This window comes from Streptomyces phaeochromogenes (assembly GCF_001418655.1).
GTDB classification, from domain to species: Bacteria; Actinomycetota; Actinomycetes; order Streptomycetales; family Streptomycetaceae; genus Streptomyces; species Streptomyces phaeochromogenes.
Genome location: NZ_LIQZ01000157.1, coordinates 24700 through 38815, shown reverse-complemented (window position 1 = coordinate 38815; position 14116 = coordinate 24700). Strand labels below are relative to the sequence as shown.

Below are 14116 nucleotides of genomic sequence, written 5' to 3'. Positions count from 1 at the left end.
GTGGGGATGCTGTGGGGAGGGACGAGGGGATCAGATCTCGACGCGGCCGGTCCGCAGCGCGGGCAGCCGGTCCGCGACGGCGGCGACGAGCGCCTTGTCGTCCGCGAGGTCCGCCGCGCCGAGCACGCGCAGCAGTGCGCGTACGGTCTCGGCGGGGCGGGTCGACGGCCCCCAGCAGGCGGCGAGCGCCTCGGCGGCCGGATCGGCGGGCGCGTCGGCCCGTCGGGTGCTGTCCGCCCAGGCGGCGAGGGCGAGTTCGAGGACCGGGGTGCTCTCGCCGCGGGCCCGCAGTTCGCGCAGGGCCGGCAGCCAGCGTTCCGTGATCTTCAGTGATCCGTCGGTGCCGATCTGCCGCAGCAGGTGGTGCATGGCGGGATTGCGGAAACGTACGACGAGATCGTCGGCGTACGCGACCGGATCGGGGCCGTCGGCCGGGAGGGTGGGGGCGACCTCCGCGCACAGCGCCCGGACGAGGCGCTCGCCCCAGTCCGCCGCCATGGTCCCGGCGATCGTGGTGAGCCCCGCGGCGCTGCCGAGGCAGGCCAGGGCGGAGTGGGAGCCGTTGAGCAGTCGCAGCTTGGTGAGCTGATAGGGCGCGACGTCCGGCACGAACAGGGCGCCGTCGAGCTCCCAGGGCGGCCGGGGCGCGGCGAAGGAGTCCTCCAGCACCCACTGCCGGTACGGCTCGCCCGTCACGGGGAGGGCGTCGCGTACCCCGAGCGCCGCTTCGGCCGCCGCCCGGTCGGCGTCGCTCGTCGCGGGCACGATCCGGTCCACGACCGTCGCGGGGAAGGCGACGGCCTCGGCCATCCGGTCCAGGATCTCCGCACGGTCCGGCCAGGCCGACGCACGGATGTAGTCGTGGACCACACGGCCGAGCGCGGCGCCGTTGTCCGCCATGTTGTCGCAGGACACGACACTGATCGGGGGCGCCCCCGCCCGCATCCGCACGGCCAGCCCGGCGGCCAGCCGTCCGACCACCGTGGTGAGGGGCCCGTCGGCGGCAGCCACGAGGTCGGCGGCGACTGGTCCGGCCGTGGTGTCGAGCCCGCCCGTCGACGGGAAGCGGTGATAGCCCTTCTCCGTCACGGTCAGCGTCACCACCGTCACCTCGGGATCGGCGAGCAGCGCGTCCACGGTCTTGGCATCGGGGCCCATGGCCAGCGCGCCGACGACCGAGCCCACGACACGCGTGCGGTGCCCGTCCGGACGGCGTTCGGTGAGCGAGTACAGACAGTCCTGGTCCCGCAGGGCGCGTACCGTCGCGGCCGACCGGGGCGCGACCGCGGTGATGCCCCAGGGCTCGCCCGAGCGCGCGGCGGCCTGCTCGGTGAACACGGCCTGGTGCGCCCGGTGGAAGGCGCCGAGCCCGAAGTGGACGACACGGGTGCGCAGTTCGGCCGGATCGACGGCGGGCCGCAGCTCGGGCGCGAGCCGGAGGAGGGCCTCACGGTTCAACAGGTCGTCGGCGCTCACCAGTCGTGCACCGACCCGTCGAGACGGCGGGCGACCGGGAGGTAGCGCCGCTGGTAGGGGAACCGCTCGGCGGCTTTCTCGTCGTACTCGACGCCGAGGCCCGGCTCCTCGGAGGGGTGCAGCATGCCGTCGGCGAAGGTCACCCCCGTCCGGAACACCTCGGCGGTCTCGTCGGGGTGGCCCATGTGCTCCTGGATACCGAAGTTCGGCACGCTGATGTCGACGTGCACGGCGGCGGCCATGCTGACGGGGGAGAGGTCGGTCGCCCCGTGGGATCCGGTCCGCACCTGGTAGAGCGCGGCGAGGTCGAAGATCCTCCGGAGATGGGTGATCCCGCCCGCGTGGACGACGGTGGTGCGTACGTAGTCGATGAGCTGCTCGGTGATCAGGTGCTGGACGTCCCAGATCGAGTTCATCACCTCGCCGACCGCGATCGGCGTCGTGGTGTGCTGCCGGATCAGCCGGAACGACTCCTGGTTCTCGGCCGGGGTCGGGTCCTCCATCCAGAACAGCCGGCAGCCCTCGACGCTCTTGCCGAACCGGGCCGCCTCGATCGGGGTCAGCCGGTGGTGCACGTCGTGCAGCAGGTGGAAGCCGAAACCGAAGCGCTCCCGCACCGCCTCCAGATAGGTGGGCGCGAAGCCGAGATAGGCCTCGGTGTCCCAGGGCTGCTCGTCGGGCAGCTCGGTCGCGGCCGGCTCGTAGACCTTGCCCTTGCGCACCCCGTACGTGCCGCCGACATCGGGCACGGCGGCCTGCGCCCGTACGGCCTTGTAGCCCAGCTCCAGATAGCGTTCGACGTCGTCCAGCAGCGAGGGTGTGTCGGTGCCGCTGGCGTGCGAGTAGACCAGCACGCCGTTACGGGACCGGCCGCCGAGGAGCTGGTAGACGGGCAGTCCGGCCGTCTTGCCCTTGATGTCCCACAGGGCGGTGTCGACGGCGGCGATCGCGGTCATGGTGACCGGTCCGCGCCGCCAGTAGGCACCCTTGTAGAGGTACTGCCACACGTCCTCGATACGGGCGGGGTCCTTGCCGATCAGCAGGGGAACCACGTGGTCGCGCAGATAGCTCGCCACGGACAGCTCACGACCGTTGAGCGTCGCGTCACCGAGGCCGGTCACCCCGTCCGTGGTGGTGATACGCAGCGTGACGAAGGTCCGGCCGGGGGAGGCGACGAACACCTCGACGCGTTCGATCTTGCTCACAGGTACTCCTTGGGTACTTCCTGGTCGCGAAGTGCTTGTATACAAGCATCTGTCGTGCAGCATGGCAATACTTGTGGCGCCGCCCTACGTACGATGTGCACATGGCTCAAACGAACGGGCGGACGAGTCGGCGCGATATCTATCTGAAATTGCGTCAGTTGGTCCTGACCCTCGAACTTCCCCCGGGCGCGGCCCTCTCGGAGAACGAACTCGCCGCGTCGCTGGGCGTCAGCCGCACCCCCGTGCGGGAGAGCCTGATCCTGCTGGCCCAGGAGGGCCTGGTGCAGGTCTTCCCGAAGATCGGGTCGTTCGTGTCGCGGGTGGATCCGGCGCAGGTCGCCGACGCGCAGTTCCTCCGGGAGGCGGTGGAGCTCGCCTCGCTCGACGATCTTCCCGAGCGGCTCGACCCCGCGGTCGTCGAGGAGCTGCGGGGCAACCTGAACCGCCAGCGGCGCGCGGACCTCGACCTGGAGGAGTTCTTCGATCTGGACGAGGCTTTCCACCAGGGCCTGATGCGCCTGAGCGGTCACGGCAACGTGTGGACCACCGTCGCCGCGGCCAAGGGCCACCTGGACCGGGCCCGCCGCCTCGGCCTGCACGAGAACGTGTCCCCGGCCGTCTTCGCCGCCCAGCACCGCGAGATCTTCGAGGCGATCGTCGGCGGAGACGTCCCGCTCGCCCGCACGGCCATGCGTACGCACCTGCGGGCCGTCTTCAGCGACATCGAACGCATCCGCGCGCACTCGCCGGAACTGTTCGCCACCGACGCCTCGACGGTGCCCGTGCGACGCAACGTCGTCGTCTGGGAGTGACCCCGCCGCTCTCCCCGGCCTCCGGAAAATGCTTCCCGTCTGCAACCAATACACTGCGGCGACGCGTCCGTCACTTCAGCCGCGAATCGGGGGAGCCGCAGAGATGAACGCCTGGAACCCGCAGGGGCCGCCGCCGTACGACCCGAACGGTGGCAACGTGCCTCCGCAGCCCCAGGGCCCATACCCGTACAACACCCCACCGCCGCCCGGCGGTTACCCGCCCAACGCCCCGTACCCCAACGCTCCGTATCCCAACGGTCCCCACCCTTACCCTCCGCAACCCGGTCCGCCGTACCCGGGACCGTTGCCTCAGCGCCGCGTGGGACCGCTCGGGCGGCTGTGGCGCACCGCGGGTCCCATCGCGATCGGGCGCAAGGTCTTCACACCGTCGCGGCCGGGCCGGGTCGACGACGAGGTGGTCGCCCGCATCCAGAAGATCCGCACCATCGTCGGCCTGTGTGCCGTCGTGTGGGTGACGATCTCCTACAAACTCGCCGAGTCCGCGGGGGACATCGCGAGCGACCGCGGAAACCAGGCCTGGATCAACGTACTTGTGCTCGCGGCGACCTTCCCGGTGGCCGTCGGTCTGCTGATCGCCGCGGCCCGGCCACCGGCCCGTCAGGAGTTGCTGCGCCGCACCGCGAAGCCCTTCGGTTCGATCCTGGCCATCATGGGCGCCATGTTCGTGTTCCCCGCGGGCGTGCTCACGGGTTTCGCCGGCGGGCGGTTCGCCACCAATCCCGTGATGACGGTGGTCACGGTGGTCGGCATCCTGCTCACGATCGTCTGGGTCCTGCCGTTCGTCTTCTACGGCATCGGTATGTCCCTCGTCCATGTCTTCCGCACCGCGGACATCCATGAGACGGTGCCGCCTCTGCTGGCCATCACGCTCGTGTGGGAGATGGCATTGGTGGACATGTTCACAGGGGCCTACGACACCCTGCCGGGGCCCGTCCGGATCGTTGTCACGCTCGGCGCGCCGCTGTCGGTCACCGCGGTGGGCCTCTGGGAACTGCGCCGCCTTCGCACCAACTACGGCCTCACACTGCGCGGCGTGCTCATGCGCTGAGTGCGCGTATCCCCGGGAGGGGTCCCGGGGGCGGGGCTGCACCATGCCGACATCGAGACTCGTTCTGCGACCGGGGGAGACCAGGATGAACGAACCGACGCATGCCCAGCCCGAGGCGCCGCAGCCCACGCCCACCGAGAGCCGGGCGCACGACCCACTGGCCGTCGCCCTCGGCAACGCCTCCCTTCTCGGTGTCGGTTACCTGATGCTGCGGCGGCGCAGACTCGCCGTCGCAGCCGCGGTCGTCACCGTCGTGCTCGTCTCCCGGCTCGTCTCGACCGCCCGGCCGGCGTACGAGATCGCCGTGCTCGTGTGGTGGGTCGCGGTCGTCGCCCACGGGTGGTTCCTGGCGAGCAGGGGCGGCAGCGGGGTCGCGCTGCGCCGTGACCGCGTGGTCGCCCTCTGCGTCACGCTGTCGGTGGTGCTGGCCGTGACGCTGCTGCGCTTCGACGCGTCCAGCATCGGGCGGAGCGTCACCGAGGCCCGCGAACGAGGCGACTGCGCCGGGGTGTTGACCGCCCAGGACAGGGTGTGGTTCGGGCACCGCGTCGCCGACGCCCCGCTGGCCGCCCGCGGCGACGAGACCGTAGAGGCGTGCGACCGGCTGCGGTCGGCCCGGACCGAACTGAACACCGCGCTGACCGGGAACACCGATGCCCTGGACGAGGGCTTCGGCACACTCGCCTCCGTCCTCGCCGAACCCGGCAACGAGAAGACGGTCGAGAAGACCCTGACCGGATTCCTCGGCAGCCTGCCCGCCAAGGACCCCTGCACCACCGTCACCGTCACCGAATGGCTCCGCGACCGCAAGCGCAGCCACGACGTACTGGACCGGTCCGCCGGCACGGCCCGGCGGACCGCACCCGCCGCGCTCGTCGGCTGCGGTGACGAGCTGATGGCGGACAGCAGTTGGCAGAACGCCCTGGCGCACTACGAGCAGTTGCTGGACCGCTACCCCGGCGACGACCTGGCGGACAAGGCCAGGAAGGGAGCCCGGAAGGCCACCCAGAGCATCGAGTTGGCCAACGTCCGCAGTCTGCTCGCACCGGGCGGCACCGGCTCCCAGCCCGCGTACTGCTCCCGCCCGGCGAAGTACAGCGGCGCCAAGCCCATGGGCAAGGGCACCAACCGCGCGCTGTTCTACACCGGCAACACATACGGCCAGGACTACTCCGACAAACTCCCCGGTTCCTGGAAGGCCACCGACGCGGCCGACGCCGTCCTGGTGGTCTGCATGGGCGAGGACACCTTCGGCAGCTCCGTCCGGACCTGCCCGTACCAAGGCAAGTCCTCCGGGTCCACCACGTACGTGACCTTCCACAAGATCGCGGTCCCGGTGAAGGTCTACGAGGTGCGCACCGGCAAACTCGTCGCCAAGCGTAAGATCCAGATCAACGGGTCGAGTTGCCCGTCCCGCATCACGTATTTCACCTCCAGCGACTCCGACTCGGGCCCGCCGTCGACCAGGTACGTCACCGAGTCCAAGTCCAACGTGCGCTCCGCGTTCCGACCGCTGGTCGTCCGCTGAGCGGCAGGGTGGCCGGGTGAGGGAGCGAACATCCCGAGAAGGGGCCGTACGAGGTTCGTACGGCCCCTTCTCGGGAGTCAGCCCTTGGGGAAGAACTCCAGCACCGCTCTGCCGCCCTTCAGGGACTTCACACGGAAGCCGAGGCTGTTCAGGCCACCGGTGCCGCCCTCGCCGACCGACGTGCTCAGGAACATGCCGGAGCCGGCGGACTGGAGCATCACGGCATCCTCCGTGACCTTCGTGATCTCGAGGTTGCTGACCCCCAACCGGCTGTCGACCTTGATGGTCATGGGCTTCGACACGGTGATCTCGCACCGTCCGTCGAAGCAGGCGTCGACATCGGTGCCGCCGCCGGGGGCGTCCGACGTGGCCGCTCCACTCGGGGACCGGGTCGCGGAGGTGGACGGCGACGCCGCCTGCGAGGACGGCCGCGCCGACTCCGACGGCGTACGAGTGGAAGACGACTCCGCCCCCTCCCCGGAGCCGTCGTCCCGGCCGTCACCGCCACCTCCTCCGCAGCCGGTGAGGACCACCATCAGGGCCAGCGCCCCCGCGACGCCGACCCGCCCCCTGCCCATGCTCATCCGTTCACCCTTCGACGCGTGTCAACTCGTCCGGCCGCCACCGCCGTTGAGCCGCGATCTCCGTACTCCGGGCTGCGTGCTCCGGGCTGCGTGCTCCGGACGAGGGGGCATCCCCCTGCTACTTATACGGACGTGCTTGGGGAGGGGTCCCGGAGCCGGTGGAGAAGTGCCGGAACGAGAACGTCCGGGCCGGCCTGTGCAGGCCGACCCGGACGTCACGCTGAACTGGGATGAACCGATCAGACGAGGTCGAACCGGTCGAGGTCCATGACCTTGGTCCACGCCGCGACGAAGTCGTTCACGAACTTCTCCTTCGCGTCGTCGGCCGCGTAGACCTCGGCGAGCGCGCGCAGCTCGGAGTTCGAGCCGAAGACGAGGTCGGCACGCGTGCCGGTCCACTTGACGTCGCCCGTGGCGTCGTCGCGGGCCTCGAAGGTGGTCGCGTCCTCGGACGTCGCCGTCCACGTCGTGCCCAGGTCGAGCAGGTTGACGTAGAAGTCGTTCGTCAGCTTGCCGGGAGTCTCGGTGAGGACACCGAGCGACGACTGCTGGTGGTTGGCGCCCAGGACGCGCAGACCACCGACGAGGACCGTCAGCTCGGGGCCGCTGAGGGTCAGCAGGTTCGCACGGTCGAGCAGCAGGTACTCGGCCGGCAGACGGTTGCCCTTGCCGAGGTAGTTGCGGAACCCGTCGGCGGCCGGCTCAAGGGCGGCGAAGGACTCCGCGTCGGTGTGCTCCTCCGTGGCGTCGACACGGCCCGGCGTGAAGGGCACCGTGACGTCGTGACCGGCGTCCTTGGCGGCCTTCTCGACGGCCGCGCTGCCGCCGAGCACGATCAGGTCGGCCAGCGAGACCTTCTTGGCACCGGAGTTGAACTCCGCCTGGATGCCCTCGAGGACACGCAGCACCTGGGCGAGCTGGTCGGGGTCGTTGGCGTCCCAGCCGCGCTGCGGCTCCAGACGGACGCGCGCGCCGTTGGCGCCGCCGCGCTTGTCGCTGCCGCGGAACGTCGAGGCCGAGGCCCAGGCGGCGGAGACGAGCTGCGAGACGGTCAGGTCCGAGCCGAGGATCTTCGCCTTGAGGGCGGTGACGTCCTCGGCGGCGATGGCCTCGCCCTCCGCCGCGGGCAGCGGGTCCTGCCACAGCAGGGTCTCCGCCGGGACCTCCGGGCCGAGGTAGAGCGACTTCGGGCCCATGTCACGGTGCGTCAGCTTGTACCAGGCGCGGGCGAAGGCGTCCGCGAACTCCGCCGGGTTCTCGTGGAAGCGGCGGGAGATGGGCTCGTAGATCGGGTCGAAGCGCAGCGACAGGTCCGTCGTGAGCATCGAGGGGGCGATCTTCTTCGAGGCGTCGTGGGCGGCCGGGACGGTGCCCTCGCCCGCGCCGTCCTTCGGCTTCCACTGGTTGGCGCCGGCCGGGCTCTGGGTGAGCTCCCACTCGTAGCCGAAGAGGTTGTCGAAGAAGCCGTTGCTCCACTGGGTGGGCGTGGTGGTCCAGGTGACCTCCAGGCCGGACGTGATGGCGTCCGCGCCCTTGCCGGTGCCGAACGAGTTCTTCCAGCCCAGGCCCTGCGCCTCGATCGGGGCGGCCTCGGGGTCGTCGCCGACGCTCTCCGCCGGGCCCGCGCCGTGGGTCTTGCCGAAGGTGTGACCACCGGCGATGAGGGCGACGGTCTCCTCGTCGTTCATCGCCATCCGGCGGAAGGTCTCACGGATGTCGCGGGCCGCGGCGATCGGGTCCGGGTTGCCGTTGGGGCCCTCGGGGTTGACGTAGATGAGGCCCATCTGGACGGCGCCGAGCGGGCTCTCCAGCTCACGGTCGCCGGTGTAGCGCTGGTCGTCGAGCCAGGTGGTCTCGGGACCCCAGTACACGTCCTCCTCGGACTCCCAGACGTCCGCACGGCCGCCGGCGAAGCCGAAGGTCTCGAAGCCCATCTGCTCCAGGGCGACGTTGCCGGTGAGGATCATGAGGTCGGCCCAGGAGAGGCTCTGGCCGTACTTCTTCTTCACGGGCCACAGCAGACGGCGGGCCTTGTCCAGGTTGCCGTTGTCAGGCCAGCTGTTCAGGGGGGCGAAGCGCTGCTGACCGGCACCGGCGCCGCCGCGGCCGTCGCTGATTCGGTAGGTGCCCGCGCTGTGCCACGCCATACGGATCATGAACGGGCCGTAGTTGCCGAAGTCGGCCGGCCACCAGTCCTGCGAGGTGGTCAGTACCTCGGCGATGTCCTGTTTAACGGCCGCGAGGTCGACGTTCTTGAACGCCTCGGCGTAGTCGAAGTCCTCACCGAGGGGGTTGGCCACGGCGGGGTTCTTGGCAAGGATCTTCAGGTTGAGCCGCTCCGGCCACCACTGGCGGTTTCCGCCGCCCTGAGTCGGGTGCGGGGCGCGCTCGTGTGCGACCGGGCAGCCTCCCGCCTCCGCGGGCTTCGGGTCAGTGACGATCGCATCATGGTTCTCAGTCATGAGAGTCCTTCCGAACTGGGTGGATCACGGTGCTCAGGAACTGCGGCTGGTGGAACAGGCGGGGCACAGGCCCCAGTAGATGACCTCGGCCTCGTCGATCGCGAAGCCGCGGTCGTCGGACGCGGTCAGGCACGGGGCGTGGCCGACCGCGCAGTCGACGTCGACGACGACGCCGCACGTACGGCACACGAGGTGGTGGTGGTTGTCTCCGACACGTCCCTCGAACCGGGCCGGGCTGCCGGGCGGTTCGAGGCGGCGTATGAGCCCTGCCGCGGTGAGTGCGTGGAGGGCCTCGTACACGGCTTGGAGGGAGATGTGGCCCACGCGGTCGCGTACCCCGGAGGCGATCGCCTCGACTCCGAGATGGTCGCCGCTGCGGACGGTTTCGAGCAGTGCGACGCGGGCGGCCGTCACCCGCAGGCCGACACCGCGCAGCTCCTCGGCGGTGGTCGGAGTACGGGGTGTGGTCATGGCGCCAAACCTAGCGCCCTAAACACGAACAGTTCAAGAAAGCGAAGGTTCCAGGTTTGGTAAGTCCTGTTGAACAGATCGTCGCCGCGGGCGTCCGGGGTGCCGCTTCCGGTCGCACCGGGGGCTTCTGACGGGAATCGTCAGACCCGTCACCACCTTGACAGGTGACGAAATTCGCTGCGATCATCATCACCTGCTTGGCAGGTGGCGCGAGGGAGTCGAGTGACGCCGCCTTCGCCGCGGTCGAACCGGATTGCAGCGGATTGAACCGGAACGAAGCGGATCGAACCCAGGAGGACGAGATGGTGCATCAGGAGAACGCTCCGGACACCGCCCAGGCCGCCCGCCGTGCACGCTTCGGCACGTTGCCGGAGCGCGTCGGCGTGGCCGACATGGTCGAGGAGAGGCCGGCGACCGTGCCCGACCCGGCGAGGGACACGTACAACTCCGACGAGTGGCTCGTGCGTACGTGCCTGTGAGTCCGGCCGACCGCGCGGCGGGCCCCGACGTCGGCGACGTAGGCTTGCTCATACCTCCGAGGGGAAGCGGATCATGACCACACCGCGGGACTTGTTGATCGTCGCCATGGATGGAGAATCCGGCCGCCCCGCGGACCGGGGCAGCCTGTCTCTCGCGCTTGCCGGGGCCGAGGTCATCGACCTCCTCGGTGTCCGGGCCGTCGAGTTGGACGGCGATCGCATCGTGCCCGGCGGCGGGTCCGCCCTGGAGGACCCCCTGCTGCGCGAGGCCGAGTCGGCGCTCACCCACCAGAAACCGTACGAGTCGGTGGAGGACTGGCTGTGGCGCCGAGGCCGTGACCTGTCCTCGGCCTATCTGACCGCCTTCGAGACCGAAGGCGGGCTCACCCGGCAGCGCCGCCGACTCGTGTCCTTCCGGGCCGGTGACGTGGCGCTCATCGACTCGCCCGCCCGCCGCGGGGCCGTCGACCGCTGGGAGTCGCACGAGCCCGTTCTGGTCGCCCTCGCGACGGCCGCCGGGCTGTACGGCGAGCCCTTCGGCGAGGCCGCCGAGGACTCCACGAACACGCCTGACGCCCCGGACACCCCGGATGCTCCGGACATCACTGACGACGCGGTGGCGACGGTACTGGCCGCGGTCAACGACGCGGTGATGGAACTGGAAGCCGTACGGCAGCGGCGGTCCATCGAGGACGCGGCCTTCGACAACATCTGGCGCGGATTCTGATCCGAACCCGCGCCGGAACACCCGCGGGAGACCGATCCCGCGGGTGACTGGCCCACTAGTGACCGACCCGCGGGTGATTGATCCACGGGGTAAATAGTCGATCGGTCGTATATTGGCCGTATGGGACGGACCAGCAACGCCAGGGAGAAGATCCTCACCGCCGCGCAGTCGCTCATCGGGCAGCGGGGTTACTCCGCCCTCGGCACCGCCGAGATCTGCAAGGTCGCGGGCGTGCCGAAGGGCAGCTTCTACTACTTCTTCGAGACCAAGGAAGCGCTCGCCCTGGCTGTTCTCGACGAGCACTGGGAGACCCAGCGCGGCGACTGGAGCCGCGTCCTGCGCGGCGACGGTGAGCCGCTCCAGCGGCTGCGTCAGCTGTTCGAGGAGACCGAGGCGGGTCAGCGCGCCGGACAGCAGAGCTGCGGCACGGTCTCGGGGTGCCTGTTCGGGAATCTGACCCTGGAACTGAGCAACCAGACCGAGGCCGTTCGTTCGCGCCTGCAAGGAATCTTCGACGCGCAGGTCGACATGGTCGAGGAGGTCGTCGCCGAGGCCGGCGAGCGGGGCGAGATCGCCGTCGACGACCACCGCGAGGCCGCCCGGTCCGTCGTCGCGCAACTTGAGGGACAGGTGCTCTTCGCCAAGCTCTACAACGACCCCCGGCGCCTCGACGCCCTGTGGAGGAACTGCCTCGCCATCCTCGGGGCCCGGCTGCCGGTGTAGGCCGCGGGGGCTGCCGCGGCACGAGACCCGGCACGAGAAGCTTGAGGACTCAGAGTCTCAGCGAGCTGCGGCCGTCTGTGCCTGCTTCTTGCGGGCGCGGTAGGCCGCGGCCTTGACCTTGTTCCCGCACGACTCCATGCCGCACCACTGCCGGCGCACACCGCGCGACCGGTCGATGTAGACGCGGGTGCATTCGGGATTGCCGCATTCCTTCAGCAGCGGAACGTCGGGTCCGCCGAGGACTTCGACGGCGTGGCGTGCCACGGTGGCCAGCGCCTCTTCGGGCGTCGCGTCCGTCCATCGTCCCGTCGCGGTGAGCTGGGGTGTCGCGGAGGGCCTGCGGGCCGCGCCGTTCACCGCGGTGAGTGCCTCTTCGTCGTAGGCCTCGCCCAGTCGCCGGGCGGTGATCAGGTCGTAGACGGCCTCCCGTACGGCGATCGCCTGCTCGACGTCGGTATCCCGGCTGGGGGAGACGGTGTCGACGACTCCGGACTCGACGTACCAGGCGTCCAGCCGGTCCGGCGACATGAGCGTCTCGAACCGGAGCGTGCGGCGGGCGCGGAGCGTGGCCGCGAAGTCGAGCGCGGGGTTCCCGCAGAAGAAGGCATGATCCAGGTCCACGTCACCATTTTGACCGGTGACACCGAGGCATGCAAGGGACGCAGGCGGGGGCTGTCACCGATCAGGCCGGTGATGGCCGGGTGGCCGCTGCTTCTTCGGGATCCGCTGCTTCTTCGGGATCTGCTGCTCGAACCAGACGACCTTGCCCGTGCTGAGCCTCGTCGCGCCCCAGCGTTGCGCGAGCTGGTCCACGAGGAAGAGGCCTCGGCCGCCCTCGTCGCCCGGCTGGGCCTGTCGCATCCGGGGCACCTGGGACGAGTCGTCGGTCACCTCGCAGCGCAGGACGTCGGTGCGCAGCAGCCGCAGTGCGATGGGCCGTGAGGCGAAACGGACGGCGTTCGTCACGACCTCGCTGACCATGAGTTCCGTGGAGTCGAGCATGGATTCCAGGCCCCAGCGTCGAAGTGCCCTGCGGGTCAGGCGGCGGGCCTGGCCGGCGGTCAGCGGGTGGGGGTCCAGATGCCAGTACCCCACGCTGTCCGGAGGGAAGCCCTCGAACCGGGCGGTGAGCAGCGCGATGTCGTCGTCCCGGGAGCCCGGGACCATGGCCCCCAGGATGTGGTCGCAGAGCCGTTCGAGCGAGGGGGCTGCATGTCCGCCCGCGGCGGTGAGGAGGCTGGTGCGCAGGGCCTCGACGCCTGTTCCCACGTCCGTCTCGCGCGACTCGACCAGGCCGTCGGTGTAGAGCAGAAGGGTCGCTCCGGTGGGCGCGTGCATCTCCACGGACTCGAAGTCCACCCCGCCGACACCGATGGGGGCGGCCGGCGGGACGCGCAGCACCTCGCCGTGGCCGTCCGGGTGCAGGAGCACCGCGGGCGGGTGGCCGGCGTTCGCGATGAGCAGCCGGTGCGAGATCGGGTCGTAGATCGCGTAGAGGCAGGTCGCGATGTGGTCGCTGCCGAGGCGCTGGGCCTGCTCGTCGAGGTGGTGCAGGACCTCGTCAGGAGGCAGATCGAGCCCGGCGAGGGTCTGCACGATGGTGCGCAGCTGGCCCATGATCGCGGCGGAGGTCATGGAATGCCCCATGACGTCCCCGACGATCAGCGCGACGCGGTTGCCGGGCAGCGGGATCGCGTCGTACCAGTCACCCCCGACCTGAGCGGTCTTCGAGGCGGGCAGATAGCGGCTGGCCAGCCGGATCCCGGTGGGCTCGGGCAGCGACGACGGGAGCATGGTGTGCTGCAACGTGTCCGCGACGGATGCCTCGTGCCCGTACATCACCGCCTTCTGTACGCCGATGGCGGTGTGCGTCGCGAGCTGTGAGGCCACGAGCAGGTCGTCCCGGGTGAACGGGGACCGCTCGGGCCGGCGCAGGAGGACGACCGTCCCCATGACGTGCCGGCGGCCGTGCAGCGGGGCGATGATCAGCCTGCGCCCCGGCGGAATCGCCTCCGGCACCTTCGCCAGGGGGCCGAGCAGTTCGGCCACCGCCGGCGCGATCCCCGGCGCGTCACCGAAGGCGGGCCGTCCGGCCAGCAGCAGCTTCGAGAGCCGGCCGGCGGTGTCCGGTCGTACGCGCTCGGCGATGTCCGATTGGAGGGGATGGGTCTTGAGCAGGGGCGATCCGGAGGTGGCGGGAGCTTCCGGCTTTCTGCTGACGCTGTGCAGTTGCAGGACGACGGGCGCGGCCGACTTCTCGTCCCCGACGGGGAGCGGATCGTGCAGATGGACGATGATCGCGTCCGCGAAGGCGGGGACGGCGGCCCGGCGCAGTTCGCGGAGCGTCTCGTCCAGGTCCATCCCGCGGGCGATCCGTCGGGTCGCCACGTCCAGGTACTGGAGCCGGTCGGTCTGTTCTCCTCCCCTGTCGGGACCTGGTTCCGGGGAGCTGTCCGGCACCGGGTCCTGGGACTGGGATTGGAAGCCCCTGCCCTCCGCACGGCGGCCGTGCGGAGGGGGCGGCTGGGGGGTCCCGGTGGCCCGCGAGCCCTGGGAGGTGGGGTGCTCCGTCACGCGTTT

General features: G+C 70.4%; 13 protein-coding genes. 6 read left to right on the top strand and 7 right to left on the bottom strand.

What is annotated here, in order from left to right; translation table 11 throughout:
- Positions 1-30 precede the first annotated feature (30 nt).
- Together AOK17_RS21385 and manD are read right to left on the bottom strand one after the other, a co-directional pair.
- Positions 31-1476, bottom strand: a complete 1446-nt coding sequence (locus AOK17_RS21385; RefSeq protein WP_055614124.1) for a mannitol dehydrogenase family protein — start codon at positions 1474-1476, stop codon at positions 31-33.
- A complete protein-coding gene (gene manD / locus AOK17_RS21380; protein WP_055614123.1) occupies positions 1473-2681 on the bottom strand; it encodes a D-mannonate dehydratase ManD in 1209 nt (402 codons plus the stop codon). Before manD ends, AOK17_RS21385 begins: the two co-directional genes overlap by 4 nt.
- Positions 2682-2782: 101 nt before the next feature.
- Here manD and AOK17_RS21375 point away from each other — a divergent pair, with 101 nt between their 5' ends.
- From AOK17_RS21375 to AOK17_RS21365, 3 genes are all read left to right on the top strand, one after another.
- Positions 2783-3493, top strand: coding sequence for a GntR family transcriptional regulator (locus tag AOK17_RS21375; RefSeq protein ID WP_055614122.1), 711 nt, complete (start codon positions 2783-2785; stop codon positions 3491-3493).
- 319 nt (positions 3494-3812) lie between these two features.
- Positions 3813-4562: a hypothetical protein gene (locus AOK17_RS21370; RefSeq protein WP_245697265.1), complete on the top strand. Its 750-nt coding sequence runs from the start codon at positions 3813-3815 to the stop codon at positions 4560-4562.
- Positions 4563-4647: 85 nt separating this feature from the next.
- Complete coding sequence (locus AOK17_RS21365) at positions 4648-6090, top strand: tetratricopeptide repeat protein (protein ID WP_055614121.1); 1443 nt, start codon at positions 4648-4650, stop codon at positions 6088-6090.
- 77 nt (positions 6091-6167) lie between these two features.
- On the opposite strand, the gene AOK17_RS21360 is transcribed toward AOK17_RS21365, so the two are convergent.
- The 3 genes from AOK17_RS21360 to AOK17_RS21350 all read right to left on the bottom strand — a co-directional run bounded on the left by AOK17_RS21360 (position 6168) and on the right by AOK17_RS21350 (position 9607).
- A complete protein-coding gene (locus AOK17_RS21360; protein ID WP_055614120.1) occupies positions 6168-6674 on the bottom strand; it encodes a hypothetical protein in 507 nt (168 codons plus the stop codon).
- Positions 6675-6913: 239 nt separating this feature from the next.
- Positions 6914-9136 carry a catalase/peroxidase HPI gene (gene katG, locus AOK17_RS21355; protein WP_055614119.1) on the bottom strand — a complete coding sequence of 741 codons (2223 nt, stop codon included), beginning with the start codon at positions 9134-9136 and terminating at the stop codon, positions 6914-6916.
- A 33-nt stretch (positions 9137-9169) separates the two neighbouring features.
- The gene (locus tag AOK17_RS21350) at positions 9170-9607 is read right to left on the bottom strand and encodes a Fur family transcriptional regulator (protein ID WP_055614118.1); all 438 of its coding nucleotides are present in this window, start codon (positions 9605-9607) and stop codon (positions 9170-9172) included.
- Positions 9608-9909: 302 nt separating this feature from the next.
- Here AOK17_RS21350 and AOK17_RS51290 point away from each other — a divergent pair, with 302 nt between their 5' ends.
- The 3 genes from AOK17_RS51290 to AOK17_RS21335 all read left to right on the top strand — a co-directional run bounded on the left by AOK17_RS51290 (position 9910) and on the right by AOK17_RS21335 (position 11536).
- The gene (locus AOK17_RS51290) at positions 9910-10086 is read left to right on the top strand and encodes a hypothetical protein (RefSeq protein WP_169801941.1); all 177 of its coding nucleotides are present in this window, start codon (positions 9910-9912) and stop codon (positions 10084-10086) included.
- A gap of 73 nt (positions 10087-10159) precedes the next feature.
- Positions 10160-10813, top strand: a complete 654-nt coding sequence (locus AOK17_RS21340) for a GOLPH3/VPS74 family protein (protein WP_055614116.1) — start codon at positions 10160-10162, stop codon at positions 10811-10813.
- Between the two features lie 120 nt (positions 10814-10933).
- Positions 10934-11536 carry a TetR/AcrR family transcriptional regulator gene (locus tag AOK17_RS21335; protein ID WP_055614115.1) on the top strand — a complete coding sequence of 201 codons (603 nt, stop codon included), beginning with the start codon at positions 10934-10936 and terminating at the stop codon, positions 11534-11536.
- Positions 11537-11593: 57 nt separating this feature from the next.
- Here the strand turns inward: AOK17_RS21335 and AOK17_RS21330 are convergent, their stop codons facing one another.
- Positions 11594-12157, bottom strand: coding sequence for a CGNR zinc finger domain-containing protein (locus AOK17_RS21330; RefSeq protein WP_055614114.1), 564 nt, complete (start codon positions 12155-12157; stop codon positions 11594-11596).
- A gap of 54 nt (positions 12158-12211) precedes the next feature.
- Positions 12212-14110 (bottom strand): SpoIIE family protein phosphatase, encoded by a 1899-nt coding sequence (locus AOK17_RS21325; RefSeq protein WP_169801940.1) that lies wholly within the window; start codon positions 14108-14110, stop codon positions 12212-12214.
- Between the last annotated feature and the right edge of the window lie 6 nt (positions 14111-14116).